This is a genomic window from Myxococcus sp. MxC21-1, from assembly GCF_032612255.1.
GTDB classification, from domain to species: Bacteria; Myxococcota; Myxococcia; order Myxococcales; family Myxococcaceae; genus Myxococcus; species Myxococcus virescens.
Window position 1 is genome coordinate 7,305,713 of the sequence record NZ_CP123278.1, and the last position, 25,284, is coordinate 7,330,996.

General features: G+C 70.3%; 19 protein-coding genes and 4 pseudogenes. 9 read left to right on the top strand and 14 right to left on the bottom strand.

Annotation, left to right across the window (positions count from 1 at the left end; genetic code table 11):
- Position 1: 1 nt before the first annotated feature.
- A pseudogene (locus QEG98_RS32480) lies at positions 2-1,846 on the bottom strand (Kelch repeat-containing protein); the annotation flags it as partial.
- Positions 1,847-2,165: 319 nt separating this feature from the next.
- Here QEG98_RS32480 and QEG98_RS32485 point away from each other — a divergent pair.
- On the top strand, positions 2,166-3,122 hold the full coding sequence (locus tag QEG98_RS32485; RefSeq protein WP_316564038.1) for a siderophore ABC transporter substrate-binding protein: 957 nt from the start codon (positions 2,166-2,168) through the stop codon (positions 3,120-3,122).
- A gap of 71 nt (positions 3,123-3,193) precedes the next feature.
- Here the strand turns inward: QEG98_RS32485 and QEG98_RS32490 are convergent, their stop codons facing one another.
- The 3 genes from QEG98_RS32490 to QEG98_RS32500 are packed head-to-tail and all read right to left on the bottom strand — an operon-like array spanning position 3,194 to position 5,809.
- Positions 3,194-4,000 carry an ABC transporter permease gene (locus tag QEG98_RS32490; RefSeq protein ID WP_316564039.1) on the bottom strand — a complete coding sequence of 269 codons (807 nt, stop codon included), beginning with the start codon at positions 3,998-4,000 and terminating at the stop codon, positions 3,194-3,196.
- Between the two features lies 1 nt (position 4,001).
- Positions 4,002-4,805: an ABC transporter permease gene (locus QEG98_RS32495; protein ID WP_316564040.1), complete on the bottom strand. Its 804-nt coding sequence runs from the start codon at positions 4,803-4,805 to the stop codon at positions 4,002-4,004.
- Positions 4,802-5,809, bottom strand: a complete 1,008-nt coding sequence (locus QEG98_RS32500) for an ATP-binding cassette domain-containing protein (protein WP_090492211.1) — start codon at positions 5,807-5,809, stop codon at positions 4,802-4,804. The genes QEG98_RS32495 and QEG98_RS32500 overlap by 4 nt, the downstream gene beginning before the upstream one ends.
- Before the next feature lie 125 nt (positions 5,810-5,934).
- Between QEG98_RS32500 and QEG98_RS32505 the strand changes: the two are divergent.
- Positions 5,935-7,151 (top strand): annotated as a pseudogene (locus QEG98_RS32505) (small ribosomal subunit Rsm22 family protein).
- Positions 7,152-7,202: 51 nt separating this feature from the next.
- On the opposite strand, the gene QEG98_RS32510 reads toward QEG98_RS32505, so the two are convergent.
- Positions 7,203-7,391: a hypothetical protein gene (locus QEG98_RS32510; protein WP_316564041.1), complete on the bottom strand. Its 189-nt coding sequence runs from the start codon at positions 7,389-7,391 to the stop codon at positions 7,203-7,205.
- A 230-nt stretch (positions 7,392-7,621) separates the two neighbouring features.
- Here QEG98_RS32510 and pip point away from each other — a divergent pair, with 230 nt between their 5' ends.
- Positions 7,622-8,590: a prolyl aminopeptidase gene (gene pip, locus QEG98_RS32515; protein ID WP_316564042.1), complete on the top strand. Its 969-nt coding sequence runs from the start codon at positions 7,622-7,624 to the stop codon at positions 8,588-8,590.
- A 7-nt stretch (positions 8,591-8,597) separates the two neighbouring features.
- Here the strand turns inward: pip and QEG98_RS32520 are convergent, their stop codons facing one another.
- The 6 genes and pseudogenes from QEG98_RS32520 to QEG98_RS32545 form a co-directional block, all read right to left on the bottom strand.
- Positions 8,598-8,981, bottom strand: coding sequence for a YhfC family glutamic-type intramembrane protease (locus QEG98_RS32520; protein ID WP_316564043.1), 384 nt, complete (start codon positions 8,979-8,981; stop codon positions 8,598-8,600).
- The gene (locus tag QEG98_RS32525; protein ID WP_316564044.1) at positions 8,972-9,433 is read right to left on the bottom strand and encodes a YhfC family intramembrane metalloprotease; all 462 of its coding nucleotides are present in this window, start codon (positions 9,431-9,433) and stop codon (positions 8,972-8,974) included. Before QEG98_RS32525 ends, QEG98_RS32520 begins: the two co-directional genes overlap by 10 nt.
- A gap of 170 nt (positions 9,434-9,603) precedes the next feature.
- A complete protein-coding gene (locus QEG98_RS32530) occupies positions 9,604-11,793 on the bottom strand; it encodes a tetratricopeptide repeat protein (protein WP_316564045.1) in 2,190 nt (729 codons plus the stop codon).
- A gap of 167 nt (positions 11,794-11,960) precedes the next feature.
- Positions 11,961-12,605: pseudogene (locus tag QEG98_RS32535) on the bottom strand (serine/threonine-protein kinase); the annotation flags it as partial.
- Between the two features lie 59 nt (positions 12,606-12,664).
- Complete coding sequence (locus QEG98_RS32540; protein ID WP_316564046.1) at positions 12,665-13,561, bottom strand: transcriptional regulator; 897 nt, start codon at positions 13,559-13,561, stop codon at positions 12,665-12,667.
- A gap of 80 nt (positions 13,562-13,641) precedes the next feature.
- A complete protein-coding gene (locus tag QEG98_RS32545) occupies positions 13,642-15,042 on the bottom strand; it encodes a M20/M25/M40 family metallo-hydrolase (protein ID WP_316564047.1) in 1,401 nt (466 codons plus the stop codon).
- Between the two features lie 82 nt (positions 15,043-15,124).
- On the opposite strand from QEG98_RS32545, the gene QEG98_RS32550 reads away from it, so the two are divergent.
- The 3 genes from QEG98_RS32550 (at position 15,125) to QEG98_RS32560 (ending at position 18,454) form a co-directional block, all read left to right on the top strand.
- Entirely contained in the window at positions 15,125-15,499 is a 375-nt protein-coding gene (locus QEG98_RS32550) for a response regulator (RefSeq protein ID WP_002635842.1), read from the top strand.
- 16 nt (positions 15,500-15,515) lie between these two features.
- Positions 15,516-16,586 carry a TIGR02266 family protein gene (locus QEG98_RS32555; protein WP_316564048.1) on the top strand — a complete coding sequence of 357 codons (1,071 nt, stop codon included), beginning with the start codon at positions 15,516-15,518 and terminating at the stop codon, positions 16,584-16,586.
- Positions 16,587-16,825: 239 nt separating this feature from the next.
- On the top strand, positions 16,826-18,454 hold the full coding sequence (locus QEG98_RS32560) for an ATP-binding protein (RefSeq protein ID WP_316564049.1): 1,629 nt from the start codon (positions 16,826-16,828) through the stop codon (positions 18,452-18,454).
- Here the strand turns inward: QEG98_RS32560 and QEG98_RS32565 are convergent.
- Positions 18,432-19,322: an oxidoreductase gene (locus QEG98_RS32565; protein ID WP_174257129.1), complete on the bottom strand. Its 891-nt coding sequence runs from the start codon at positions 19,320-19,322 to the stop codon at positions 18,432-18,434. The genes QEG98_RS32560 and QEG98_RS32565 overlap by 23 nt on opposite strands.
- Positions 19,323-19,545: 223 nt before the next feature.
- On the opposite strand from QEG98_RS32565, the gene QEG98_RS32570 reads away from it, so the two are divergent.
- The 3 genes and pseudogenes from QEG98_RS32570 (at position 19,546) to QEG98_RS32580 (ending at position 23,379) form a co-directional block, all read left to right on the top strand.
- Positions 19,546-20,298 (top strand): lysophospholipid acyltransferase family protein, encoded by a 753-nt coding sequence (locus QEG98_RS32570; RefSeq protein ID WP_316564050.1) that lies wholly within the window; start codon positions 19,546-19,548, stop codon positions 20,296-20,298.
- Positions 20,299-20,332: 34 nt separating this feature from the next.
- A pseudogene (locus QEG98_RS32575) lies at positions 20,333-21,482 on the top strand (class I SAM-dependent RNA methyltransferase).
- Between the two features lie 217 nt (positions 21,483-21,699).
- Complete coding sequence (locus tag QEG98_RS32580) at positions 21,700-23,379, top strand: RluA family pseudouridine synthase (RefSeq protein WP_316564051.1); 1,680 nt, start codon at positions 21,700-21,702, stop codon at positions 23,377-23,379.
- Positions 23,380-23,749: 370 nt separating this feature from the next.
- On the opposite strand, the gene QEG98_RS32585 is transcribed toward QEG98_RS32580, so the two are convergent.
- Both QEG98_RS32585 and QEG98_RS32590 read right to left on the bottom strand, forming a co-directional pair.
- Positions 23,750-24,511, bottom strand: coding sequence for an SAM-dependent methyltransferase (locus QEG98_RS32585; protein ID WP_316568002.1), 762 nt, complete (start codon positions 24,509-24,511; stop codon positions 23,750-23,752).
- Between the two features lie 143 nt (positions 24,512-24,654).
- Positions 24,655-25,221: a NifU family protein gene (locus QEG98_RS32590; RefSeq protein ID WP_090492196.1), complete on the bottom strand. Its 567-nt coding sequence runs from the start codon at positions 25,219-25,221 to the stop codon at positions 24,655-24,657.
- Positions 25,222-25,284: the final 63 nt, after the last annotated feature.

Below are 25,284 nucleotides of genomic sequence, written 5' to 3' on the forward strand. Positions count from 1 at the left end.
CCGTGGACACGTCATAGAGCTCCGCCGAGGACGTGTCTCCATCCTGCGTGTTGCCTCCCACCACCAGGACCTTGCCGGACGGCAGCGACGTCGCGGTGTGGTACTGCCGACGGCGGCTCATCACCCCGGTGGCGGTCCACGTCCCGGTCGCCACGTCATACAGCTCCGCGGTGGCCAGCATGCCAGAGAAGCTGGAGCTCATCCGGCCTCCCGCCACCAGGACCTTGCCGTTGGGCAGCAGCGTCGCGGTGTGGCGCGCACGCGGCGCAGCCAGCGCCCCCGTGGAACTCCACGTACCCGTGGCCGCGTCATAGAGCTCCGCCGAGGGAAGATAGCTGGACGACGTGCTCTGGCCTCCCGCTGCCAGCACCTTGCCATTGGGCAGCAACGTCGCGGTGTGGAGATAGCGCGCGGTGAGCAGCGTGCCCGTCTGCAGCCAGTGGCCCGTGGCCTCGGAGTAGCGCTCCGCGCCCGTCAATGCCGTGCTGCCATTCGCGGTGCCACCCGCCGCGAGGACCTCGCCCGAAGACAACACCGTCAAGGAATGGTGGTACCGCGCGGACAGCATGGCATTGGCCGCGCGCCAGGGCAGCGTGGGTGGGACGTAGCGCTCGGCGGAAGCGGTGCGCAGGACGCCGTCCGGGCTTCCGCCCGCGACCAGCACCTCCCCCGTCCCCAGCAGCGCGGCGGTGTGGCCCAGCCGGCTGGTGCCCATCGAAACCGTGGAGGTCCAGAGCGCGTTGACAGGGTCATACAATGCGGCGCTCTGGAGGTAGGGCTCGCTGCCGTCCGTGCCACCGGTGATGAACACCTCGCCGGAGTGCAGCACCGTCGCGGTGTGGTGCGCGCGCTCGACGGGCATCAGGCCTCCCGCGGCCCCCCAGACACCGGTCTCCACGGTGTACAGCTCCGCGCTGCGCGTCGCGGTGATGTCATCCACCAGCCCGCCGGACACCAGCACCTTGCCATTCAGCAGCGCCGTCGAAGCATGCCCCGTGCGCGGCGAGCTCATGGAGGCGGTGGAGGACCAGGTCCCCGTGGCGGGGTCATAGAGCTCCGCAGTCCGGAGGACGGTGCCCCACGAACTGGAGCGCCCGCCCGACACCAGCACCTTTCCATTGGGCAGCAGCGTCGCCGCGTGTCCCATGCGCGGGGTGGTCATGCTGTGGGTGGCGCTCCAGGTCCCCGTGTCGGCGTCATACAGACGCGCCGTCCTCAACGCGGTTCCCGTGCCGTCCTCTCCGCCCATCACCATCACTTTGCCGTCGAGCAGCAACGTCGCGGTGTGTCCCGAGCGAAGGGAGTCCAGGCTGCCGGTGGAAGACCAGGTCCCGGTGGCCACATCGTACAGCTCCGCGGTGCCGGTGGTCGCGGCGGCGACGTCACCGCCCACCACCAGCACCTTTCCATTGGGCAGCAACGTCGCGGTGTGACGACGGCGGATGACATTCATGCTCCCCGCGCTGAGCCACCGCGCGGTCGCCACGTCGTATTGCTCGGCGCTCGTGGAGGACTGGCCACCGGCGACCAGCACGCGGCCATTGGGCAGCACCGTGGCCGTATGGTCCAGCCGCTGAGTGGACATGCTGGGGGTGCCTACCCAACTGACGGAAGCGAGCTCGGCGTCCTGGGTCCATGGCTCATGCAGCGCGTCTGCAAAATCCTCGTGTGAGCATCCTGCGAACACGAGCGTCATCAAGAGCGCGGCCTTCCGGCCGAACCCGACAGGTTCAAACATAGGTGGGGGTCCTTTGTGTGACGGGGGGATGCGCGGCGGGACCGCGCTCGGCGCCTTTACCCCAGCCCTGCACGGGCGGACCATCGCACCACCCAAAACTGAACACATCAATACGTGGGGCCTTGGGCACCCACCCGTGCGGGGTAAAGCCAGAGGCCGCCGCGCCAGGCCATGCAATTCAAGCAACCATAGAATTACTCGCCAGGCGAATGACGACCGCCTCCTTCACGTCCTCCCGGCCTGTTGCGGAGGGCGCAGCGGCGACAAACGCGCGGCGCCGATGATAATGCAAACTAATCTCAAAATGAAAATATGAATCATCCAGCGCTCCGTGACGCGCCCGGCGCCGCTGTCGAACCGAGGAGCGACGTGGCATATCCGCCGGAACGTCCCTCGGTTTTCGCGGTCACGTTTCGGAGAACCTCCCATGCGCCGTTTCCATCGCCCGCTCGTCGCGGCACTGTTCGCCTCCGGTCTGGCTACCGCTGCTCCCTCCGCTGCTTTCGAGCTGAAGCATGAGACTGGCACGCTGAGCGTGCCCGCCACGCCGTCCCGCCTCGCCGTCTATGACCTCGGCGTGCTCGACACGCTGAACGCGCTCGGCATCCGTGCCGTGGCCGTGCCGAAGGCCACCTTCCCGGCCACGCTGTCCGCCTACAACAGCAATGGCGTGACCCAGGCCGGCAGCCTGTTCGAGCCCGATACCAAGGTCCTCACGGAGCTGAAGCCGGACCTCATCGTGGTGGGTGGGCGCTCGCAGAAGCAGGCCGAGGCCCTGAGCGCGCTCGCGCCCACCGTGAACCTGTCCGTTCGCGCCGACCACTTCGTGGACGACGTGACGGGCCAGACGCTGGCGCTGGGCAAGGCCTTCGGCAAGCAGAAGGAAGCCGACACGCTGGTGAAGAACTTCGAAAAGGAGCGGGCCGCGCTGAAGAAGCTGACGCGCGGCAAGTCCGCCGTGATGCTCTTCACCCTGAATGGCAACGTCATGGTGCACGCGCCCGGCGACCGCTTCGGTTATCTCCACGAGCTGACGGGCTTCAACGCCGTGGTCCCGAAGGCGGAGGGCAGCAACGACGGCCCGCGCCCGCCGGCAGGGTCGCCCGAAGCGAAGGCCCGTCAGGAAGCCGCGGCCGCCCTGCTGAAGAAGGCCGTGGCCGCCAACCCGGAGTGGCTGGTGGTGCTGGACCGCGGCGCCGCGACCGGCGGGGGTGAGAACAAGGCCCTGGAGACGCTGGCCAGGCACCCGGAGCTCAGCCAGACCCGCGCCTTCAAGCAGGGCCAGGTCATCGTGGTCGACGCCCCGAGCTGGTACATCGTCGGTGGCGGTATCGCGAACGTGACCCGAATCGTCCAGGACACGACCCGCGGCCTGAAGAAGTAGGCCCCCAGCGGTCATCCTCTCCCCGGAGCGGCGCGAGTCACCGCGCTGGGGAGAGGCGTTTCATGCCCGCGTCAGCTGCTCGCCGACGTGTACCGTCGGATGGAGCGCAGCCACACCTGACGTGAGCCCCAGGCGAAGAGCCCCGCGCCCACCACCGCGCCCACGAGCGACTGGGGCGGCAGCCGTCCCAGCATGGCCTGCGCCGGGAAGGTCGTCATCAGCGCCAGCGGAATGACGTACGTGAACACCATCGTCAGCACGCCGCGCCCCACGCCCTGGAACACGGAGGACGGCCAGCGCGCGAAGTCGAAGATGGAGGTGAACAGGTACGTCAGGTTGTCCACCCGCACGACGAAGAACGCCGCGCTCACCGTCAGAATCCACAGCGAGTAGAGCAAGAGCGTGCTCGTCCCCAGCAGCAGCACGGAGGCCAGCAGCCCCGTCACCGACGGCCACCGCCCCAGGTGCATGAAGGCGTAGACGAACAGCCCGATTCCCGTCAGCACGTTGAAGGCCCGCCACGGCTGGAAGCGCTGCGTGGACACCAGGAACTGCGCGTCCGCCGGCTTGAGCAACACGAAGTCCAACGTGCCCTTGCGGATGTGCTCCACCACCCCCGTGAGGCTGGGGTTGATGGCGCCCTCCAGGATGCCCTGCAGCAGCGTGAACCAGCCCACCACGAGCAGCGCCTCGCCGAAACTCCAGCCCTCGATGTTGGACCGCTCACCGTAGACGACGAACAGCGGCGCCAGCGCCGTGAAGGTCCAGAAGAGGGACGTCAGCCCCTCCGTGAAGAAGTCCGCGCGGTACTGCAGGGACAGCAGCCCCGACGCCTTGAGTTGAATGCCCAGCAGCCGCAGATAGCGCTTCACCTTCACTTCAGCCCCCGAACGCCGCGAAGCGCCGCACGCCCTGCTTCCACGTCACCGCCGCCAATGCCCCCAGCACCGCCACCCAGGCCCACTGGGCCGCCAGCAGCCGCAGGGACTCCTCCCAGCCATAGGCCCCCGTCAGCATCTCCACCGGGACGCCAATCTGATAGCGGAAGGGCAACCAGTCGATGATGGTGCGCAGCGTGGGCGGCAGCAGCTCCACCGGGTACATGTAGCCGGAGCACACGAAGAAGAGCACCAGCCACACCTCCACCACCTTCTGGCTGCTCTCCAGGAAGAAGCACAGCGCGCCAATGGCCACGTTGGCCAGGAAGGCCACGGCCCAGCCGCCAATCACCGACAGCACGACGAAGCCCCACTGCCACGCGTGCTGGGGCACCGCCTTCTGCCCCACCAGCGCCACGCTCAGCAGCATCACCGGCACCGCGACCATCAATCGCATGGGGAAGGCGGCGATGCTCTCCACCGCGTAGGCCCACAGCGGGGAGATGGGACGCAGCAGGCGCATGGCCAGCGTCCCCTGCTTCACCTCCCAGTTGATGAGCCACGCCGCCCACGACGTGGCCAGCTGCCGCACCGCGAAGGTGGCCAGGAAGTAGCTGATGAAGTCCGCCTCGCCGAAGCGGCCCACGGGCGCCTCGCGCGACACCGCCATCCACAGCACCATGTTGACCAGCGGCATGGTGGTGGACAGCACCCAGATGAGCATCTCCGCGCGGTAGGCCACCGCCTCCGCGAACCCCACCCGCAGCAGCGTGGGAAAGGCGCGCAGTGTGGTCCGGGCGCTCATGCGGGCACCGGTTCCGACACCGCCGTCCGGCGCGCCTTCGACTCCGCGAACAGCTCGCTCATCACCTCTTCCAGCGGCGCGTTCTCCACCGTGAGGTCCATCACCGGCAACGTGGACAGCGCGCGGGTGATGGTGGCGTTGACCGCCTCCTGCTGGACCTGGAGCACCGCGGTGCCGGGCTCGTGCGTCACCACCCGGCCCAGCGGCGACAGGCGCTCGGCGTCCACTTCCTCCGACAGGCGCAGCACCACGCGCTTCTCCGGCCGCACCCGCTGCACCAGCGCGTCCAGGCCGCCGTCGTACGACAGGAGGCCCTTGTCGATGACGATGACACGGGGGCACAGCGCCGCCACGTCGTCCATGTAGTGGCTGGTGAGGATGAGCGTGGCGCCGTACTTCTCGTTGTACTCCTTGATGAACGTCCGCATGGTGGCCTGCATGGCCACGTCCAGGCCGATGGTCGGCTCGTCCAGGAAGAGCACCCGGGGCTGGTGGATGAGCGCCGCGGCCAGCTCGCACTTCATCCGCTCCCCCAGCGACAGCTGACGGGTGGGCTTGCCGATGAGGTCCCCGATTTCCAGGAGCTCAATCAGGTCCGACATCGTCTTCTTGTACTGGGCCTGGGGCACGTCGTAGATGGCGCGGTTGAGTTCGAACGTCTCCGCCGGAGGCAGGTCCCACAGGAGCTGCTGTTTCTGCCCCATGACGAGCATGATTTTCTTGAGGAAGGCCTCCTCCCGCTTCTGCGGGACATGGCCGTCCACCGTCACCTCGCCGTCGGAGGGATAGAGCAGGCCGGAGAGGACCTTGAGCGTCGTCGTCTTCCCGGCGCCATTGGGACCCAGGAAGCCCACCCGCTCCCCGGGGCGGATGTCGAAGGAAATCCCGTCCACGGCCTTCACCGTGGTGTAGCTACGGTGGACGAGCGAGCGGAGGGCCGCCTTCAAGCCCGGCGGGCGCTTATGGACTTTGTAGTGCTTGCGAAGGCCGCGAACGGAAATCATGTGCGACCAGGGTTTAACGCGCTCTCCCCCTCCATGGCGATCTCGCCGTTGACGGCTTGGCGGGACGACAATGGGTTGGCAACGGCCGCGGCGGGACGCGGCCTCACAGGTGAAGGCTGGGTTCGATGAGCAACGCATACAGCAAGGACCTGGAGCGATGGATGCCGCGGCTCATCGCCGTCTGGCGCGCGTCACGCGGCCGGGGCGGTGGCGCCGGGCCGGAGACGCGCCTGACGCCCCAGGAGGTGAAGGAGGTGGCCGCGGGTGTCCGCCAGCTTTCCCTGGGCCTCACGCGGGAGCGGCAGCTCGCCGGCGCGCGGTACATGGACGACCCGAAGCTCCTGGGCGCCTATCTCCTCTTCTACTGGCCGGTGTCCTATGCGCAGGCCCGGCAGGTGCTCGGCGAGCTGCCGAACCGCCCCCGGCAGGTGCTGGACCTGGGCAGCGGTCCGGGCCCGGTGGCCTTCGCCGCCCTGGACGCGGGCGGGGGCCGGTCACCGCCGCCGACCGCAGCAAGGCCGCCCTCACCCTGGCGCGAAACCGGCCGCCGAGGCCGGTGAGGCCCTGGCCACCCGCGACTGGGACCCGACGAAGAAGGGCGCCACGCTGCCCGACGGCCAGTTCGACCTGATTACGATGGGCCACGTCGTCAACGAGCTGTACGGCACGGGGGACGCGGCCACGGCCCCCGCGCCGCGCTGCTGGAGACGATTCTGGCGAAGGTGAAGCGCGGCGGCAGCCTGCTGGTGATGGAGCCCGCGCTGCGCGAGACGAGCCGCGGCCTGCTGCACGTGCGCGACGCCATGGTGGCCAAGGGCTACGCCGTCCGCGCGCCCTGCATGTACCGCGGCCCCTGCCCCGCCCTGGTGAAGGAGACGGACTGGTGCCACGCCGAGCGCGCCTGGCCCATGCCTCGCGTGGTGGAGGAGCTGGCGCGCGCGGCGAGCCTGCACAAGGAGTCGCTGAAGATGAGCTACCTGGTGCTGGCGCCCAAGGACGAGGCGTGGCCGGAGCTGACGCCCGGGCGCCTGTTCCGCATCGTCTCCGAGCCCCTGGAGGGCAAGGGCCGGCACCGCTACATCGGCTGTGGCCCCGAGGGCCGCGTGGGCCGGCGATGCAGGAGCGCCACCGCAACGAGCGCAACGAGCGCTTCCTCAAGCTGAACCGGGGCGACGTCATCTCCGTGACGGAGACGGAGCCCAAGGGTGACGGGCTCGCGCTCGACGAGCGCACCGAGGTGCGGGTGGTGGCGCCCGCGGGCAAGGGCGTGCCGCCCCCGCCGCCGAAGGAGGACGCGCCTTCGAGCCCGGGAACCGGCCCGCGCCCGGGCGCGCCCTCCTGAGTGAAGCACCCGGCCCCTGACTCCTCGGGGCCGGAGGACGCATGGCCTGGCTCAGTGCCGGGCCTGGGCATCGCCTCCCGTGAGGATGTCGCACATGTGGCGGAAGGCCTTCACACCGTCCTTCATGGCGCCCACCGCGCCCTGCGCGAGGACGGTGGCCTGCACGCGGACCAGCCGCAGCCGGCGCGGCGCGGGCGTGTGAGGCGAAGTCGCAGGACGGATGAGCGAAGCGATGTTCATGGCGTGCTCCGTGGGGTGTGGGAGACAACCGGCAGTCTCCACCCCGTCCGCGAAGCCCGCGTTGCGGCGCGGTGAACTCGCCGTCACATCGTCCGTGGCCTGCCTGACAGAGCGCCCTCCGGGCAGGAGGTCCGCCGCACACTCCAGACGCCCTGCCACCCGCGGACGGAAGGCCCCCGGCGGGGCCCCTGGTAGGGTCAGCCGCTCCCACCGCTACGGAAGGCCTGCCCGTGTCCGTGTCCCACCGTCCGCTGCGTTCGCTGTACCCGCCCCTGGAGCCCTACCGCACCGGCCGCCTGCGCGTCTCCGGTGGGCATGAGGTGTACTTCGAGGAGAGCGGCAATCCAGAGGGCAAGCCGGTGCTCTTCGTCCACGGGGGGCCCGGCGGAGGAACGGACCCGCGCCAGCGCCGCTTCTTCGACCCGGCCGCGTACCGCATCATCCTGTTCGACCAGCGCGGCTGCGGACGCAGCACCCCGCACGCGAGCCTGGAGGAGAACACCACCTGGAACTTGGTGGCCGACATGGAGCGGCTGCGCGAGTTCCTGGACATCTCCCGGTGGCAGCTCTTCGGCGGCTCATGGGGCAGCACCCTGTCCCTGGCCTATGCCCAGACACATCCCGAGCGCGTCTCGGAGCTGGTGCTGCGCGGCATCTTCCTGCTCCGCAAGCAGGAGATTGACTGGTTCTATCAGCGAGGCGCCAGCGCCATCTTCCCGGACGCGTGGGAGTACTACCTGGAGCCCATTCCGCTCGAGGAGCGTGGGGACCTGCTGGCGGCCTACCACCGCCGGCTGATGGGCTCCGACGTGAAGGCGCAGCAGGAGGCCGCGCGCGCGTGGAGCGTGTGGGAAGGACGCACCAGTTGCCTGTACCCCAACGCGGAGCTGGTGGCGCGCAACAGCGGGGACACCTTCGCGCTCGCCTTCGCCCGCATCGAATGCCACTACTTCGTCAACCGGGGCTTCCTGCGCAGCGACACCCAGCTGCTCGACGACGTGCACCGCATCCGCAACATCCCCGCCGTCATCGTCCAGGGGCGCTATGACGTGGTGTGCCCCCCAGAGAGCGCCTGGGCCCTGCACAAGGCGTGGCCGGAGGCGGAGTTCGTCATGGTGTCCGACGCGGGGCACTCCGCGAACGAGCCGGGCAACACCTCCGCGCTGGTGGATGCCACGGACCGCTTCCGCGGGCGATAGCGGCTGCTCACCTCCGCACCGGAACCACCGCCGTGTCGCGCTCCGCGTCCACGCGGCGGAAATAGAGGATGACCCACAGGCCCACCAGCGCGGCCACCGTCACCATGGCTTCGCCCGCGAACGCCCCTGCCTGCTGTCCCCACGCCGCGGTGGCCAGCTTCCCCACCACCACCGTCAGCGCGTTGAAGACGGCGTGGGCGCCCACCGCGAGCCAGTACCACTTCACCTCGCCACGGATGAAGCGCTGGAGCACCACCACCGACAGCGCGATGTGCACCACCATGGAGCCCAGCCGCTCGTAGGCCCCCAGCAGCGGCATCCACCAGTCCAGCGCGGCGATGGTCGCCTTGGCCTCCACCACCTGCGCCACCTGCTCCGGCTTCAGCGGCAAGGTGGAGGGTCCAACCTGGACAGGGCGATGACGTTGACGAGCCCCAGCGCCGCCAGCCCGCCCACCAGCAGCGCCGACTCCAGGCCGCCGTGGCCCACGCCGAAGCCCACCGCGTCGCGCCAGCGGCGGAAGTCCTTCAGCGGCTTGCGGAAGGCCCACAGCCGCGCCGTCTCCTCGAAGAGGCCCGCGGTGAGGGACAGCACGACAATCCAGACGCCCAGCAGCACCGAGGACGTCTTCAGCGCGTCGCGCATGAAGTACTGCGCCACCTGCACCATGGGCAGCCGGGTGAGCAACTGCGACAGCGCGAACGCCGCCGCGCCCCAGCCCACCACCTTCCAGGCCACGCCCAGCCGCCGGCGCGCCCACAGCACCATGCCCACCGGCATCAGCACGTCGAAGGCGATGGCTACCGCATAGCTGGCGACCAGCCTCGTATCCACAGCATCCACGCGGTCTCCCTCCGCCAGGAGGCACAGGCCCCGGCTCCCGGCCTCGAAGACACCAGCGAAGCGCCGCCCGAATCCAGGGGAAAGTGCCAGTCTTCAAGACCTGGCGGCCTTGACCCGAAAACAGGCGGAGCCGCTCTCCGCGGGCGACGCCCGTTACATGCACTCGATGGTCATCCGCGACAGTGCCCCAGCTCGGTCCGCGCGTCCGCCGTCTCCTGGACATAGGCCTTGCGCCACACGGACAGCTCCTCCCAGGCGCGGCGGGCCTCTCCGCAGGCCGCTTCCTCGGCGCCCGTCAATCGAAGCGCCCGCGCGAGCCGGCGGCGCACCCTGGGGACACGCGCGGAGACCACCTGCCGGGCCGTGAGGTCCGCCAGCGCGGTCCGCAGCGGCGCCAGGGCCTCGGCGGGCTGACCTCGCGCGAGATGGACGTCCCCTAGGAGCAGCAGCGCCTCCATGCGCTCGGACGACGACGGCCCCAAATCTCTCTCCATGACCACGAGCGCCTGCTCGATGTGACGGCGTGCCTCGTCCACCTGCCCCAGGAAGAGCAGCGCATCCGACAGGTAGCGCAGCGACGTGCCATCCAGCTCCCCCTTGTCGGCCAGGGGCCGCTGGAGCGAGACACCGCGAGCGTGGAAGCCACGGGCCTCGCCCGGACGCCCCAGCAGACGCAGCAGCCGGCCCACCTCGTGCGCATCCAGCGCCACCTCCGGATGGGTGGCGCCATAGGCCCGCTCCCGATGCGCCAGGAGGCCTCGGGCATACTCCAGCTCCGGCAAGCGCTCGCCCTGCTCGCCCTGCACCCCCAGCCGGTTCGACTTCACCCCAATCAACACCGGGCTGTCGGCGGCCACGCTCTTGAGCGCCACGGCCCAGCTCTCCTCCGCGGTCTCCCGCGCCTGGGCCGCATGCCCCCACTCGACGTAGACGAGGGTCAGGTTGGACAAGGTCCGGGCCACCGACAGGTTCTCCGAGCCCAGCGTCTGGCGAAGGATGCCCAGCGCCCGCTTGAGGACGGCCTCGGCACGCGGAAGCTCCCCCAGGAAGGCCAGCGTGCCGCCCAGGTTCGACAGGGCCCGTCCCGTGTCCCGGTGCGTCGGCCCGAAGTGCGCCTCATGGAGGCGCAGCGCTTCCTCCTGCCAACGCTTGGCCTCCAACAACCGTCCCTGCTGCCGGGCCAGTTGGCCCAGCCGGCCGTTCAGCTCCGCGCGGGTGAACGCCTGGCCCCGAGCGGTGACGGTCTCCAGCGAGGCACGGAGCATCGATTCGGCCTCCGAGAAGCGGCCCTCCTGCTCCAGGAACTCCGCCTGCACCTGGTCCAGCATGGTGTCCAGTTCGGGGTCTCTGAGCGTCTCCGCCACGGCCCGGGCGCGATGCAGGAAAGGCCACGCCTCCTGGGGCTGGCCCATCCCGTACCCATGCAACCAGGCCTGGAAGTGCAGCACCCGCGCGAGCACGCCCAGATGCCGCCCGGCCTCGGCCGCCAGGGAGCCCTGGACCAGGGACACGCGCGCGTCCTCGATGGCTCCCGCGTCCTCCTGCAATCGCGCGCAGAGGTGATGCGCCTCGGCTTCCAGCGGCCGATGTCGGGTGGCGAGCGCGCGCTCCCGGGCGGCGAGCGCGATTCGCAGGCCCTCGGGGGTATGCCCCGCGAGCCGCTTCGCGTTCGCCCGCGCGAGCTCCGCGCGCACCGCGTCCACCTCCGCGCGCGCCTTCGGGTCCTCCGGCGGAGACACGGCCTCCTGCAACGTGCGCACGTCCGCGCACCCGCCCACGCCTCCGAGCGAGGCCCCCAGCCCGAAGCCCCGCTCCACCGTCCGCGCGTCCGCGCCCTGGAGCGCCGCCGTCAGCCGCGACAGCTCTCCCAGCCGCTGGTCCAGGCACGTCATCCGCAGCCCCAGCGCCGCTTCCGACTGCTCGCCGAAGACACGCGTCGCCTCGCACGCGGACTGATGCGCGCGCGTCCAGTCCTGCGTCCACTGCTCCAGCGTGGAGGCCACGGCCTGGAACGAGGCCTCGGCCGCGGGGGCGCCCGTCGCCAGGAAGGCCTGACGCGTGGACTCGCGCACGGACGCGTCCCAGATGCCCGCGAGGTGCCGTTCACTGCCCTGACAGGCTTCGCTCGGCGCCGCCGCGGAAGGCCCCAGCACGAGGAACCCCAGGCCCACCAGTCCTCCCGCGAGCACCGCCGTGGCCGCGCTGCGCTTCCAGGCCCCCACCTCCCGCGCGAGGCGGGCTCGCAGCACCTGCATGGACTCGAAGCGCCGCGACGGGTCCACGGAGAGGCCCCGCCGCACCACGGTCTTGAGCCACGAGGGCACGCCCCGCTGCTCCGGACGCACCTCCTGGCGCTGCATGGACGCCAGGAGCTCCTCGCGCGTGGCCCCCGCGAAGGGCCGCTGCCCGTTGAGCGCCTCGTAGAGCGCGACGCAGAAGGCGAACTGGTCCGAACGGGCATCCCCCGCTCCCCGCGAAGCTGCTCCGGCGCGCCATAGGCGGGCGTCCCCAGGAACGCGCCGGTGACGGTGAGCGGCGCCTCGCCGGAGTCGATGGCCGCGTCCTCCCGAGGAGGCCCCAGTCCCACCGCGGCGTTGGCCAGGCCAAAGTCGGTGATGCGCACCTGACCGTCGCGCGTCAGCAGGACGTTGTCGGGCTTGAAGTCGCGGTGGATGATGCCCAGCGCGTGCGTGGCCGCGAGCCCATCCGCCGCCTGGGTGAAGCGCGCCAGGATTTCCCGGCGCGTGCGCGGCTTCTCCGCCAGCCACCGCCGGAGCGTTCCGCCCTCGACGAGCTCCATCACCAGGAAGAGCTGTCCCTGGAACTCGCCCACGTCATGCAACTGGGCGACATGGGGATGCGACAGGCGGGCCATCGTGCGGGCCTCGCGCTCCAATCGCTGACGCGCCTGGGCCAGCGAGTCCTCCCCGAGCCTCGCGAGGTTCAGCAGCTTCAGCGCCACCTTCCGGTCCAGCTCCGGGTCATAGGCGGCATGGACGCGCCCCATGCCACCTTCGCCGAGCAGCCCGAGCACCACGTACCGTCCCACCCGCGCACCGGAGACGAGCAGCCCCGTGTCGACCAACGGGGGAGGATTCTCCAGCCCCCCCAGCGCGGCGAGCACGCTCCGGCACTCCGAGCAGCCGGAGACATGCTGGCGCACCGTCGTCATGCCCTCGGGGTCCAACGCACCGTTCGCGAACCCCGACAGTGCGTTCTCATCCGGGCAGCTCACTCGCGCCCCTCCAGCAGGCCGGAGAGGCTCAAGTCCAACCGCCCATGGATGGCGCGCATCACGCTGTCCACTTCCGGCTCGGGCAACGACAGGCGCTCAGCGAGCGCGCGCCGCGTCCGTTTCTCCAGCAGCGACTGCACCGCGGTGAGCCGGCGTGAGAGGGTGGACTTGTGCAGGTCGAACAGGGCGCCCATGCGCTCCAGGGAGAGGCGCTCCACGAAGTGCAGCCGCAGCAACTCCCGGTCCTCATCATCCAGCGAGGCCACCGCCCGGACGAAGGCCGCGCGCACATGCCCCCGGGCCTCCTCCCGCACGAAGCCCAGCTCCAGGCCGCCCGGCGCGGGGTGTGCGGCGAGCACCTCGGCCTCCACGTGGGACTCTTCTCCCAGCGCCTTGCGCATCCGCAGCGCGAGCCGCGTCGCGGAGATGCTCACCCAGTGCAGCAGCGGGCCCGCGCCCGCGTACCCGAGCAACCGGGACGGAGCCTCCGCGCGAGGCATCAGGAGGTTGGCCCGGAGCGCTTGCAACACCTCGTCCGTGAACGCCGGCGAGGGGTGGATGCGCGCCAGGGAGACGCGCAGCTTGAGGAGGACCTCCTGCTCCAGGAGCGCACGGGCCGCTGGCAGTCCCTGCGCGCAGGAGAGCGCGAGCGCGACGTCCCTGGCATGCAGCCGCTCCAGCGCGAGCACCGGGTCCACCGCGCGCGAAAGCAGCGCCCCCAGGTGTTGGGCGAAGGCCTTGGACTCGGGCGCGGCGGCTTGGAGGGCCGCGGCCAGGGAGACGGCGCGGTCCACGGCCTCCCTGGCACTCGGCGCCGCACGGAGGCGAGCGGAGGACGGCTCGCCAGCGGCCTGTAACACCCACTCGAAGAACTCCGCGTTCGCCCCATGCATCCCAAGCGCTCCTGACATCACGCTGACGATACATCAAGGCCATGATTCAACGAGACCAGGGCCCTGGAGCCACCGGGTGCTCAAGCTTCCCGCGCGCTCAGGGCCTCGGCCAGCTCCGCGTAGAGGTGGATGGCGCTGCGGATGGACTTCTCCCAGTCGCCCAGGTGCAGGCTTTCATTCTCCGAATGGGCATAGGTGTACGGGTCCTCCACGCCGATGAGCAGCGCGGGCACCCCGCCCAGCTCCTTCGCGAAGGGCTCCACGAAGGGAATGGAGGCGCCGCAGCCAATGGCGACCGCCTTCGTGCCGTAGCCCTTCTCCAGCGCGCGGAAGGCCGCCTGGAACGCGGGATGGGACGGGTCCGTGTACCACCAACCGGACGCACCCTCCGTGTCGAAGTGGACGTCCAGCCCCCACGGGCACACCTTGCGCAGGTGCTCCTTCAGGCGCTGCTCCACGTCGCGCGCCTCCAGGTCCGGGACGATGCGGATGCCCACCCGCGCCCAGGCCGAATCACAGATGATGTTGCGCGCGTCCTTGCGGCTGCTGGCCTGGATGGCATTGATGGCGATGCTCGGCTGACGCCAGTTCATCTCCCACGGATGCGCCCCGCCTCCCAGCACCTGCGCGCCCGGCAGCAGGCCCGACTGCGCGCGGAAGTGCGCCTCGTCTCCGGGCAGGGATTGGATGCTCTGGCGCTCTCCGTCCGTCAGCGGCTTCACGCGCTCGCGGATGCCTTCAATGGCGATGGAGCCATCCGCGTGCGTCAGCGTGGCCAGCATCCGGCACAGCGCCATGACGGGGTCCGGCACCGGCCCGCCCCACATGCCCGAGTGCACCGCCTGCCGCAGCGCGCGCACCTCCACGTCCACCGTGACGAGCCCGCGCAGCGCGGTGGTGATGGACGGCAGGCCGGTGTCGAAGTTGGACGTGTCGGTGAGGACGATGGCATCCGCCTTCAGGAGCGCCGCGTGCTCCTGGAGGAAGGCGCCCAGGAAGTTGCTGCCAATCTCCTCCTCGCCCTCGATGATGACCTTCACGTTGAGCGGCAACGCTCCCGCGCCCTTCAGCCACGACTCCACCGCGGACGTGTGCACGACGATGCCCGCCTTGTCGTCCGCCGAGCCGCGGCCGTACAGCCGGCCGTCGCGCTCCACCGGCTCGAACGGAGGGCTCTTCCACGCGGCCTCGTCACCCGCGGGCTGCACGTCATGGTGCGCGTAGAGCAGCAGCGTGGGCTTGCCCGGCGCCTTGAGCACCTCGCCATAGACGTAGGGGTGCGTGCCCTCGATTTCGAGTAGCTGAACGTTTTCAAAACCACGGTCTTTCAACAGCCGTGCAGTCGCTTCCGCGCTGCGTCGTACCTGCGTCGCATCGAAGCCAGGAAATGAGACACTGGGAATCCGGACGAGGGACTTGAGGTCCTCCAGGTACGTCTGCTTTTTCGACTCGAAGTGTGAGAGAGCGTTGTCGGTGGACATGCCCACCCCTTAACCCAAAAAGGCGGGCAGGCGTGCCATGTCCCCGCGCGGATGTTGCGCGGTCCAAGTATCATCCGGAGCCATGTCCGACACCCCGACCCTGCTGCTCGTCGATGACGACAGTTTCGTGCGCCGTATCCTGAAGGACGTCATCGCCGACACGGGCATCGAGCTGCGGCTGCTCGAGGCCGCGGACGGTGAGGAAGGCCTGGCCGTGGCCGCGCGGGAGAAGCCCGCGGTGATGTTCCTGGACCTGTTCATGCCGAAGAAGAGTGGACTGGAGGTCCTGGGCGCCATCAAGACGGTGTCGCCCACCACGCGTGTGTTGGTCATCAGCAGCATGGACGCGGAGCCCGTCGTGGAGCAGGCCATGGCGGCGGGCGCCGTGGGCTTCGTGGGCAAGCCCTTCCATCCGCTCGAGATCGCCTCGGCCGTGCGCCAGGCGTTGGCTCACTGACCCCCGGGGTGTTTTCGTGTCGTCTTCTGCTGTCGGTTACTGGGTCGCGGACCATCTCGGACGTGTGCTGGGGCCCCTGGCGCTCCAGTCCCTCCGGGAACTGATTTCCTCCGGACGCTTGAAGGCCGCGGTGCGCGCCTCGCGGGATGGGACGAACTGGGTCGCCCTGCCGGAGCTGGCCGAGCTGAGCGACTTGTTCGCCAGCGCGCGTCCCACGCCCTCCCTGGAGCTGCAGCAAGCCGAGCGCCTGCGCGCGCAGATGCGCGCCATGCAAAGCCTGCCGGCCCACGAAGTCTTTGGCCTCAAGCCCACCGCCAACCTGGACGAGCTGCGTCTGGCCTACTTCCGCATGGCCAGGCGCTTCACGCCGGACCACGTGTCCCCGGACACGCATCCGGAGCTGAAGAAGGTGTCGGCGGAGATCTTCGACTTCCTGTCGCGCCGCATGCGCGACGCGGAGGCCACCTGGACGCAGGCGGCGCAGGCGCCCCGCCCTCCGCCGCCCGTCGTGCCCGCCGCGCCGCCCCGGCCCCCGCCGGTGGTGCACGTGGCCCCCGCGGCGGTGCGCGCGCCCGTCGTGCCCGCCGCGCCCCCGCCGCGCCCTGTGCAGGCCGCGCCGGTGATGGCGCGGGCACCCATTGCCCCGCCGCCGCCCGCGCCACCGCCGCCCACGCCTCCACCGCCCGCCCCGGCCATGCGCCGGGCCGCGGCGGCGCCCACCTATTCCAGCGCGGAGTTCGTCGGCCTGGAGCGGCGTTCGGATGACCGCATCCACGCGGACGTGAAGGTGACGCTGCAGAACGCGGGCATCTTCACCGACCACCGCATCATCAACCTGTCATCGGGCGGACTGTTCATCGCCACGGACAAGCCGCTGCGGCTGGGGACCTTGGTGGAGCTCACCTTGCGCTTCGATGAGCCGCCCCGGGTGCTGACGCTCCGCAGCTCCGTCATCTGGGAGAATTCGCTGGAGGACGGAAAGAACCCGCGCGGCTACGGGTTGCGTCTGAGCCACCTTCGCCCGGAGGAGAAGGAGTTCGTTCAGAAGTATCTGGCTCGCGCCAAGGAACTGAAGAAGAAGCCCTGAGGCCAGGCGCTACAGCATCTGTCCCAGGAAGACGGCGCCCATCATCACGAAGGCCGCCGTCACGGCCATGACAGCCTTCAGCTCCAGGTCATCGCGGTCCATCAGGTTCTTGAAGATCATCGTCGTGCCCTCCGAGTGTTGCCCCTCGCCCTTCCATACGGGGTGCGGAAAAACCCATTGCGTCCGCCGTCGCCGGCTCCGCTGAAGTTCCCTTGCGGACGGGGCGGTGGACTCAGAGGATGACCGCCGTGTCCACCGCCTCCGCCGAATACCGGCTGCTCGAAGCGATGCCCCTCCCCACCGCCCTCATCCGCGGCGAACAGGTGCTACGGGTCAACGCGGCGCTCGCCACCCTGCTGGGCGTTCCGGCGGCGGAGCTGGAAGCCCTGTCGCTCTCCGAAAGCATCCGCCGCTTCGTCCCCGCGGAGCGCGGCTGGGTGGAGCCGCTGTATGAATCCCTCGTCCACGGTGGGCCGCTGCCCGAAGGCCCCGTGTGGGTGCGCGTGCAGCCGGCGAACGGCCCCCAACGCACGCTGGCCCTGAGGCATGCGCCCGGAACGCACCCGGACGAGCTGGTGGTGGTGCTGCTGGAGGCGGAAGCGGAGGACTCCGTGCGGCGCCTCACGGAGGCGTTGGTGGCGGCCGCCGCGACGATGCTCCGCTGCCGCGATGAGCGGTCGGTGCTGGAGACGGCCGTGGACGCCATCTACCGCCAGGGCTTCTCCGTGTCCGTCGTCTACGTGGACGGCGACGCCTTCCGGTACGGACCCCTGCGGCAGAACCCCTTCATCGTGGCCGAGGCCGAACAGCTCTACGGCATGCCCCTGGCGGACGTGCGCATTCCGAACGCCGCGCTGCCGCACTTCCTGGAGGTGCTCGAGCGGCGCAAGGCGGCCTTCCACCACGACATGCTCGGCGTGGCGCGCTTCCCGCCTTCCGCCAACGGGGAGAGCCCCGTGTGCCAGCTGCATCCACCGGACATGCGCGGGCTGGACGCGCCCATCCTCGTGGACGGGCATCCGTTCGGCGTGCTCTCCGTGCAGGGCCCCGCCCTCACCCCCGCGGGCGCCAGCACCCTGGAGCTGTTCGCGCAGCTGGTGGGCGGCGCGCTGGAGAACGTGCGCCACCACCAGATGTCCGCGGTGCGGCTGGAGGAGGTGTCCCGGCTCCAGGACGAGCTGGTGGCGCGCGAGCGGCTGGAGGTGCTGGGCGAGGCCGCGGGCGTCGTGGCCCACGAGGTGCGCAATCCCCTGGGCGCCATCCTCAACGCGGTGGCGGTGCTGCGCCGCGAGGCCCACCTGGGGCCCACGGGACAGGCCGCGGTGGGCATGCTGGAGGAGGAGGCCATCCGGCTGGAGGACATCGTCCGGGACCTGCTGGACGTGGTGCGCCCGTTGGAGCCGCGCCCCCGCCCCGTGCAGTTGGGCGAGCTGGTGCGCCGGGCGCTGGGGCAGATGCATGGCCCGCCGGACGCCCCCACGCTGCGCTTCAGCGTGGACGAGGCCGAGGAGACGCCTCCACTCGAAGGGGACGAGACGCTGCTCCAACTGGCGGTGACGCACCTGGTGCGCAACGCCGTGCAGGCCTCACCCGCGGGCGGCAAGGTACGGATGACGGTGGAGCCCGCGGACGGCGGCGTGCGCCTGGTGGTGGAGGACGAAGGGCCCGGCATTCCCGACGTGGACCCGCAGCGCGTCTTCCAGCCATTCTTCCTCACCCGCGCCAACGGACGGGGGCTGGGGCTGGCCATTGTCCGGCGCGTGGTGCTGGCGCATGAGGGCAGCGTGCGCGCCAGCAGCCGGCCTCGCGGCGGTGCTCGCTTCGAGCTGTGGCTGCCGCGAGCGCCTAGCCGTATGTCTCCCGTTTGATGCGCTTGTCCTCGATGCCCAGCGCGTGGAGGTGGCCCAGCACCGTCTCCATGAAGCGCGGCGTGGAGGGCGTGCGCGTCTCCAGCGCCTTGCGCCGGTCCCACGGCGTAATCGCCGGGCCGCAGGCGTACACCAGGCACGTATCCCGGTCCTGAATCAGCTCCTCCAGCAGGGACTGGTGGACGCGGCCCTTCCGCACGGCGGCGCCGAAGCGCGACTCATCCGTCTCACGGGTGAGCGTGTGCACCACGCGCACGCGGTCCGGGTGCTGGCGCTCCAGGGCGGCCAGCTCTTCGCCGTACAGCACGTCCCCCCACGTCTTGTTGGAGAAGAGGAAGGTGTGGCGCAGCTTCAGCCCCCGGTGGAGCGCGTCCTTGAGGATGGCGAAGTTGGGCACCGCGCCGGAGCCGGCCACCAGGTGGACCACGTGCTCCGTGCGCTCCTCCACGTCCTCCGGCAGCACGTAGGGCCCCATGAAGGCCATCACCTTCATCCGCGCGCCGGTGAGCCGACCATGCACGAGGTAGGGCGACAAGAGCGGCGGATAGCGGGTAAGGCCGGGGATGAACTCCTCGTCCTTCACGGTGATGGCCACCAGCGGCTCATGTGGGGCGGAGGCGAGCGAGTAGGAACGCTGCGGCTCCTTCCGCCCCTTCTGCTCCTGGAGGTAGGCCGACAGGCGGCCCAAGGCGGGGAACTGGTGCGGGTCGATGTTGAGGAACTGCCCGGCCTTGTAATCCAGCGGGACTCCGCCGAAATCCAGGAACAGCGTCGCCGTGTCGTGCGTGTCCATCCGCACATGGTCGACGGTGACCTCGTATTCCACGGGCTTCCTGGCGCGCGACGCGCGGGCTTCGACCAGACTCATGCGCCCTCCCATAGCCAACCCGCATGGAGGGTGGGAAGAGGGGAAGGAAAAACCGTCCCGCCCCCCAGTCCCACATGAGCGTTGGCTGTACGACGGCTCGCCCGCCAGGCGAGGCGCCGGGACAGGAGGGGTGCTGACGCGCGACACTTGTCGGAACTACATCTGCGGGTGGAGCATTGAGGGCCTGGGGCGACTGCCCCCCTGAGCTAGAGGCGACCAACACGTGCTGCGCATTCTCTTCTTCCTGATGTCGAAGCTGCCAGAAGGCGCCCGCCAGCAGGTGGTCCGCGCCCTGATGAACGGCGTCTGGGACACCCTGGCGAACGAGAAGGTCCTGGGGCGGGAGAACATCCCGGACCAACCCTGCCTCTTTCTCTGCAACCACCTGTCCAACGCGGACGGCTTCACGCTGGACCGGGCCTTCCGGCCGCGCAAGGTCGTCTTCCTGGCCGGGGTGAAGCTGAAGAGCACGGTGATGACGCGCCTGGCCTCGGAGACGATGGAGACCATCGCCATCAAGCCCAACTCGCCCGACATCGAGGCGATGCGGCGGGCGCTGGACACCCTCAAGGCCGGCAAGTCGGTGCTCATCTTCCCGGAAGGCGCGCGCAGCCGCACGGGCACCCTCACCCAGGCGAAGAAGGGCCTGTCGCTGATTGCCAAGCGCGCGGGCGTGCCCGTGGTGCCGGTGGCGTTGCAGGGCACGGAGAAGCTGATGCCCATCAACGACTCGGACATGGGCGGCGAGCGGCTCTTCAAAGCCGACGTCTTCGTGCGCTTCGGCCCGCCCTTCCGCGTGGAGGCGCTGGAGGCCGAGGTGGCGGGCGCCGAGGACCCGCGGCAGGCCCTGGTGGATGCGATGATGCGCCGGGTGGCGGAGCTGCTGCCGCCCGAGTACCGCGGCTTCTACGCGGAGACCTCCGCTGCGGCGGCTCCGGCCCCGGACTGGGAGCGGCCTTCCGCGCCCGCGTCCTGAATGAAGCATTGCGGCGCGCGCCGGGACGCGGACAATGGACGCTCCCGTGACACGCGCCCGCTCCGACGAACAGCTCTTTGTCTCCACCCTCCCCGGCTTGGAGCCCGCCCTGGAGGCAGAAGCCTCCGCGCTGGGCTGGAAGCCTCGCCGCGTGGACGGCGGCGTGGAGCTGGAGGGCCCGGCCGGCCTGCACCAGGACGCCAACCTGCGCCTTCGCTGCGCCAGCCGGGTGCTGCTGCGCCTGGGCCACTTCCGCGCGGGAGACTCCGACACCCTCTCCGACCGGCTGGCTGAACTGGACCTGTCTCACGTCTGGGATGGGCGCTCGCCACCGAAGCTGTCGGTGAGCCTGAACCGCTCCCCCGTGCCAGGGCCCGACGTGGTGTTCTCCGCGGCGGCGTATGCGTGGAACGTGCCCTCGGTGGAGCGCGCGGGGCCGCTCGATGAAGAGGGCGGAGGCCCGGGCCTGACGTTGCTGGTGCGGGTGGAGGGCGACGCGTTCACCGTGAGCGCCGACACCAGCGGGGATGCGCTGCACCGCCGGGGCTACCGCCAGGAAGTGAGCCGCGCGCCCCTGCGTGAGACGCTGGCGGCGGGCATCCTCCAGCTGGCGGGCTACGACGGCACGCAGCCCCTGGTGGACCCGATGTGCGGCTCGGGCACCTTCCTTGTGGAGGCCGCGTGGATGGCCATGCGCCGGGCGCCAGGACTGCTGCGCGCCTTCGCCTTCGAGTCCTTCCTCCTTCGACGCCCAGGCCTGGGCCGGGCGCAAGGCGCGCGCGGAAGCGGACGCGCTGCCCGCGCCAGGAGCGGCGATTCACGGCTACGACATCAACGCGGGCTCGCTGGGAACAGCGCGGCGCAATGCCCGGCGCGCGGGGGTGACACTCGCGTTGGAGCGGCAGGACGCGCGGACGTTGAAGGCGCCCGTGGAAGGCCCGGGGTTGGTGGTGGCGAATCCGCCCTACGGCAAGCGCGTGGGCGAAGCCGAAGACCTGCCCGCGCTGTACCGGGCCTTGGGGAACACGCTGCGCCAGGGCTTCGCGGGGTGGCGCGCGGCGGTCATCCTTCCGGATGACGCGGCGCTGGTGAAGGCGCTGGGACTGACGGGTGCGCGAAGCCTTCCGGTGAAGAACGGCGGGCTCAAGTGCCGGCTGCTGCTGTCGGGGCTGGATGTGACGTGAGGCCCAGGCGGCGCGTTCGAGGTCTTCCTCTACAGCAAGGCCCCTGGATACGCCAATGCGCGCCGCCTTCGCGTCCGAGACAGCCGGGCAAGTCGGCCCCGACTGAGGAACGATGGCCGCCCTGCCGCTCGGGGGCAGGCGCGGAGTCCTCGGTGGAGCGGCCACGAAGGCCGCCATCCGGATGCGCCGCGCCGCCGTGCCGTGGTAACGCGGGCCTGTGGAAACGTGGTTCACGCCCTTCGAGCCGAGGCCCCTCGCGGACGAACTCCCCGGGCGCTTCCCAAACCCCTTCGACGAGGGCGCGCCCCACGCGCTGGCGCGCCGGGCGGCGGAATGGCTCCAGCGGGAGCTCCGGGCAGGCCATCTCGCGCCTGGACTCGAGGCCTCGTGCCTCGACACGCCCGAGGGTGGAAAGATGTTCGGCATCCTCGTGGTCCAGGCGCCTGACGGACGCGTCGGATTCCTCCGCGCCTTCTCGGGCATGCTTGGCGGGCGATGGGACCTCCCCGGTTTCGCGCCGCCCCTCTTCGCCCGTGACGAGCGCGAGCGGCTGGAGCCCGCGGGTGACGCCCTGGTGAAGCGCCTGATGACCCGTGAGGCGGCCTTCCGCCAGTCCCCTGAGCGCGCCTCCGTCCTGACCGCGCACGACGCGTTGCAAGCGCGCCACACCGAGGCCCGCGCGGCGCTGCGCGCCACACATGACGCCCGGAAGAAGCAGCGCCATGCGAGGCGCACGGACATCATGGCCTCGGACTCGCTGAGTGAGGAGGCGAAGCGAGCGGCGTTGCATGCGCTCGACCAGGAAAGCCGGGGGGACAAAGCGGAACTGCGGAGACTGGAGGCGGAACACGACGAGGCGCAGCGGGCGCTCGTGTCCCAGCGGGCCCGCATGGAGCGGCGGCTTCGCGCCATGGAGCGACTGCGGCGCATCGTCTGCCGTGCGCTGATGAAGCGCCTGCACGACACCTACGTGGTGCCCAATGCACGCGGAGAACACCGGCACCTGCGTGGCCTCTACGCCAGAGGCGAGCCTCCATCGGGCGCGGCGGACTGCGCCGGGCCCAAGCTCCTGGCGCACGCCCTCACCCAGGGCTTCCGTCCGCTCGCGCTCGCCGAGTTCTGGTGGGGTGCTCCTCCTCCCGCGGGAGGCCGGGCCGCCGGCGCGTACTACCCCGCTTGCAAGGACAAGTGCGGGCCGCTGCTGCCGTACATGCTGGACGGTCTCCCTGTCTCCGCACCCCGGCCCTTCACGGTGCCCGTGCTGCCGTCACGAGGGCTGGACATCGTCTTCGAGGACGAATGGCTCGTGGTGGTGGAGAAGCCAGAGGGCCTGCTCTCCGTGCCCGCGAAGGACGTCTCGGTGGAGGACTCCGTGCTGGCCCGGCTGCGCGCGAGAACTCCGGAAGCAGCGGGGACGATGCTCGCGCACCGGCTCGACCTGGACACGTCGGGGCTGCTCGTCGCGGCGAAGGACGCGCGCACCTACGCAGCCTTGCAACGCCAGTTCGCCGGGCGCGAGGTGCACAAGCGCTACGCCGCATGGGTCGAAGGCAACGTCCAGGGCGAGCGCGGCACCATCGACTTTCCCATGCGCGTGGACCTGGACGACCGGCCCCGGCAGATTCATGACCCCGTGCACGGCAAGCCCGCGGTGACGGAGTGGCATGTGCTTGAACGCAGCCACGGTCGCACGAAGGTGGCCCTCTTCCCGCTCACCGGGAGGACGCACCAGTTGCGCGTTCACGCGGCCCATCCGCTAGGCCTTGGCGCGCCCATCGTTGGCGACCGCCTCTATGGCCACCCGGGGCCTCGATTGCATCTGCATGCGGAGGCCCTGTCGTTCCAGCACCCTGTCACGGGGCAGCGCCTCACGCTGGAGCGGCCGGCTCCCTTCTGACCTCGCGTATCTCGGCCGCAAGCCCGCGCTGCACGAGGGCGCCGCGACGCCCGGAGCACCATCGACACGGGCCCCGGGTGAGGGCTCCCGACCTCGCTGTTCGGAAATGTCGGGAGTTTTGCGCCACGAAATCTCCCGACATATCCGAACAGCAAGCGCTCCGAACGCGCCGCCCCCGCGCATCCACCGTTCCCGGACACGCAGCGCAGAGCCTCCCCAGAGACGCCCCTCGAGGGCGGGGCGACATCGTTGAGGCGAGCGGCCCTGTCACCGCCGCAGTAGGGGGCCCCGCGCCGAGAAGGCACAGTTGGCGTTCATCGTGCCTGCCCCGCGCCGAGACAGGCTGCGTCAACATGGCAGACGCCCGCGTTCAGCGCGTGACGACGTGCTCGGAGGCATCCGGCTCCGGCGCGGAGACAGTCTCCACCGCGGCCGACGCTGCCGGCTTCACACCCAGCTCACGCGTCAGCTTGGGATTCACCCCGGTCTCCGCCAATAGCCGCTCCAGTTGCATGCGCGCGCGCCGGTTCTCCCGGTGTACGCGGCGCCCCAGAATCAGCTCGTTCTTCAGCGAGTGCTCCCAGCCCGTCAGCTCCGTCACCGTCACCTGGTAGCCGAAAGCCTCCAGCGTCAGCGCGCGGATGACGTTCGTCAGGTGCGAGCCGAACTCGCGCCGGTGCCAGGCATGCGCGTACAGCAGCGACATGCTGCCGCTGCTGGCCACGACGGGGCGCTTCTCCTTGAGCTGCGCGGCCACCTCCGCCTGGCAGCACGGCACCACCGCGACGTGGTCCGCGCCATGGCGGATGGCCGCGACGAGTGCATCATCCGTGGCCGTGTCACACGCGTGCAGCGCCATCAGCAGGTGGATGCGCTCTGGGTACTGCGCCGTGTCGATGTGCGCCGTCTGGAACTGCATCCGCGTGAAGCCCAGCCGCTGGGCGCGGCCCTGGGCCCGCTCCGTCAGGTCCGGCCGGCCTTCAATGGACAGCAGCGTGCCGCTGGCGGCGCCCTTGAGGAACAGCTCGTAGAGGACGAAGCCCAGGTAGGCGTTGCCGCTGCCCGCGTCCACCATCACCGCGTTCGGGTGGCGCGCCTGGACATCCTCCACGGCGGGACGCAGCAGGCCCATCAGGTGGTTCACCTGCTTGAGCTTGCGCAGCGCGTCCGCGTTGAGGTTCCCCTCGCGCGTGAGCAGATGCAGCTCGCGCAGCAGCGCGGGGGACTGGTCCGACAGCAGCTCCCGCCGGACCTGCGAGGCTTTGACGTTGCGCCTCAGACGGACACCACCTCGAGGACCTCGGGAATCATTTCCCGCAGGCGCCCCTCGATGCCCATCTTCAGCGTCGCCGTGGACGACGGGCATCCCGCGCACGCGCCCTTCATGTGCAGGTAGACGATGCCGTCCTCGAAGCGGTCCAGGGTGATGTCACCACCGTCCATGGCCACCGCCGGGCGGATTTCGTTGTCCAGGATGTCCTGGATGCGCCCTTCCACCGTGCCACCACCGGACGAGCCCGCCGCCTCGCGAGCCGCCGCCAGCGCCGCCTCGTCCACCACCGGCTCGTTGGCCGTCAGGTGGGTGTCCAGCGTGGACATGACCTCGTCATTGAGCTCGTCCCACTCGCCCTCTTCCCCCTTCGTCACCGTCACGAAGTTGGTGCCGATCATCACCGCCGTGACGCCGCGCACGTCCATCAGCTTGCGCGCCAACGGGGACTTCGCCTGGGCGTCCTCGGGGTTCGTGAAGTTCACCGCCCCGCCCGCCAACAACCGCCGGTCCACCACGTACTTCAGCGTGCTGGGGTTCGGGGTCCACTCGAGCTGGATGTTCACCGACATTCAAATCTCCTTGGCGACTCCTCTAAGGCGCTCGCGGCCCCATAGCAACCCGGGTCGCGGGCT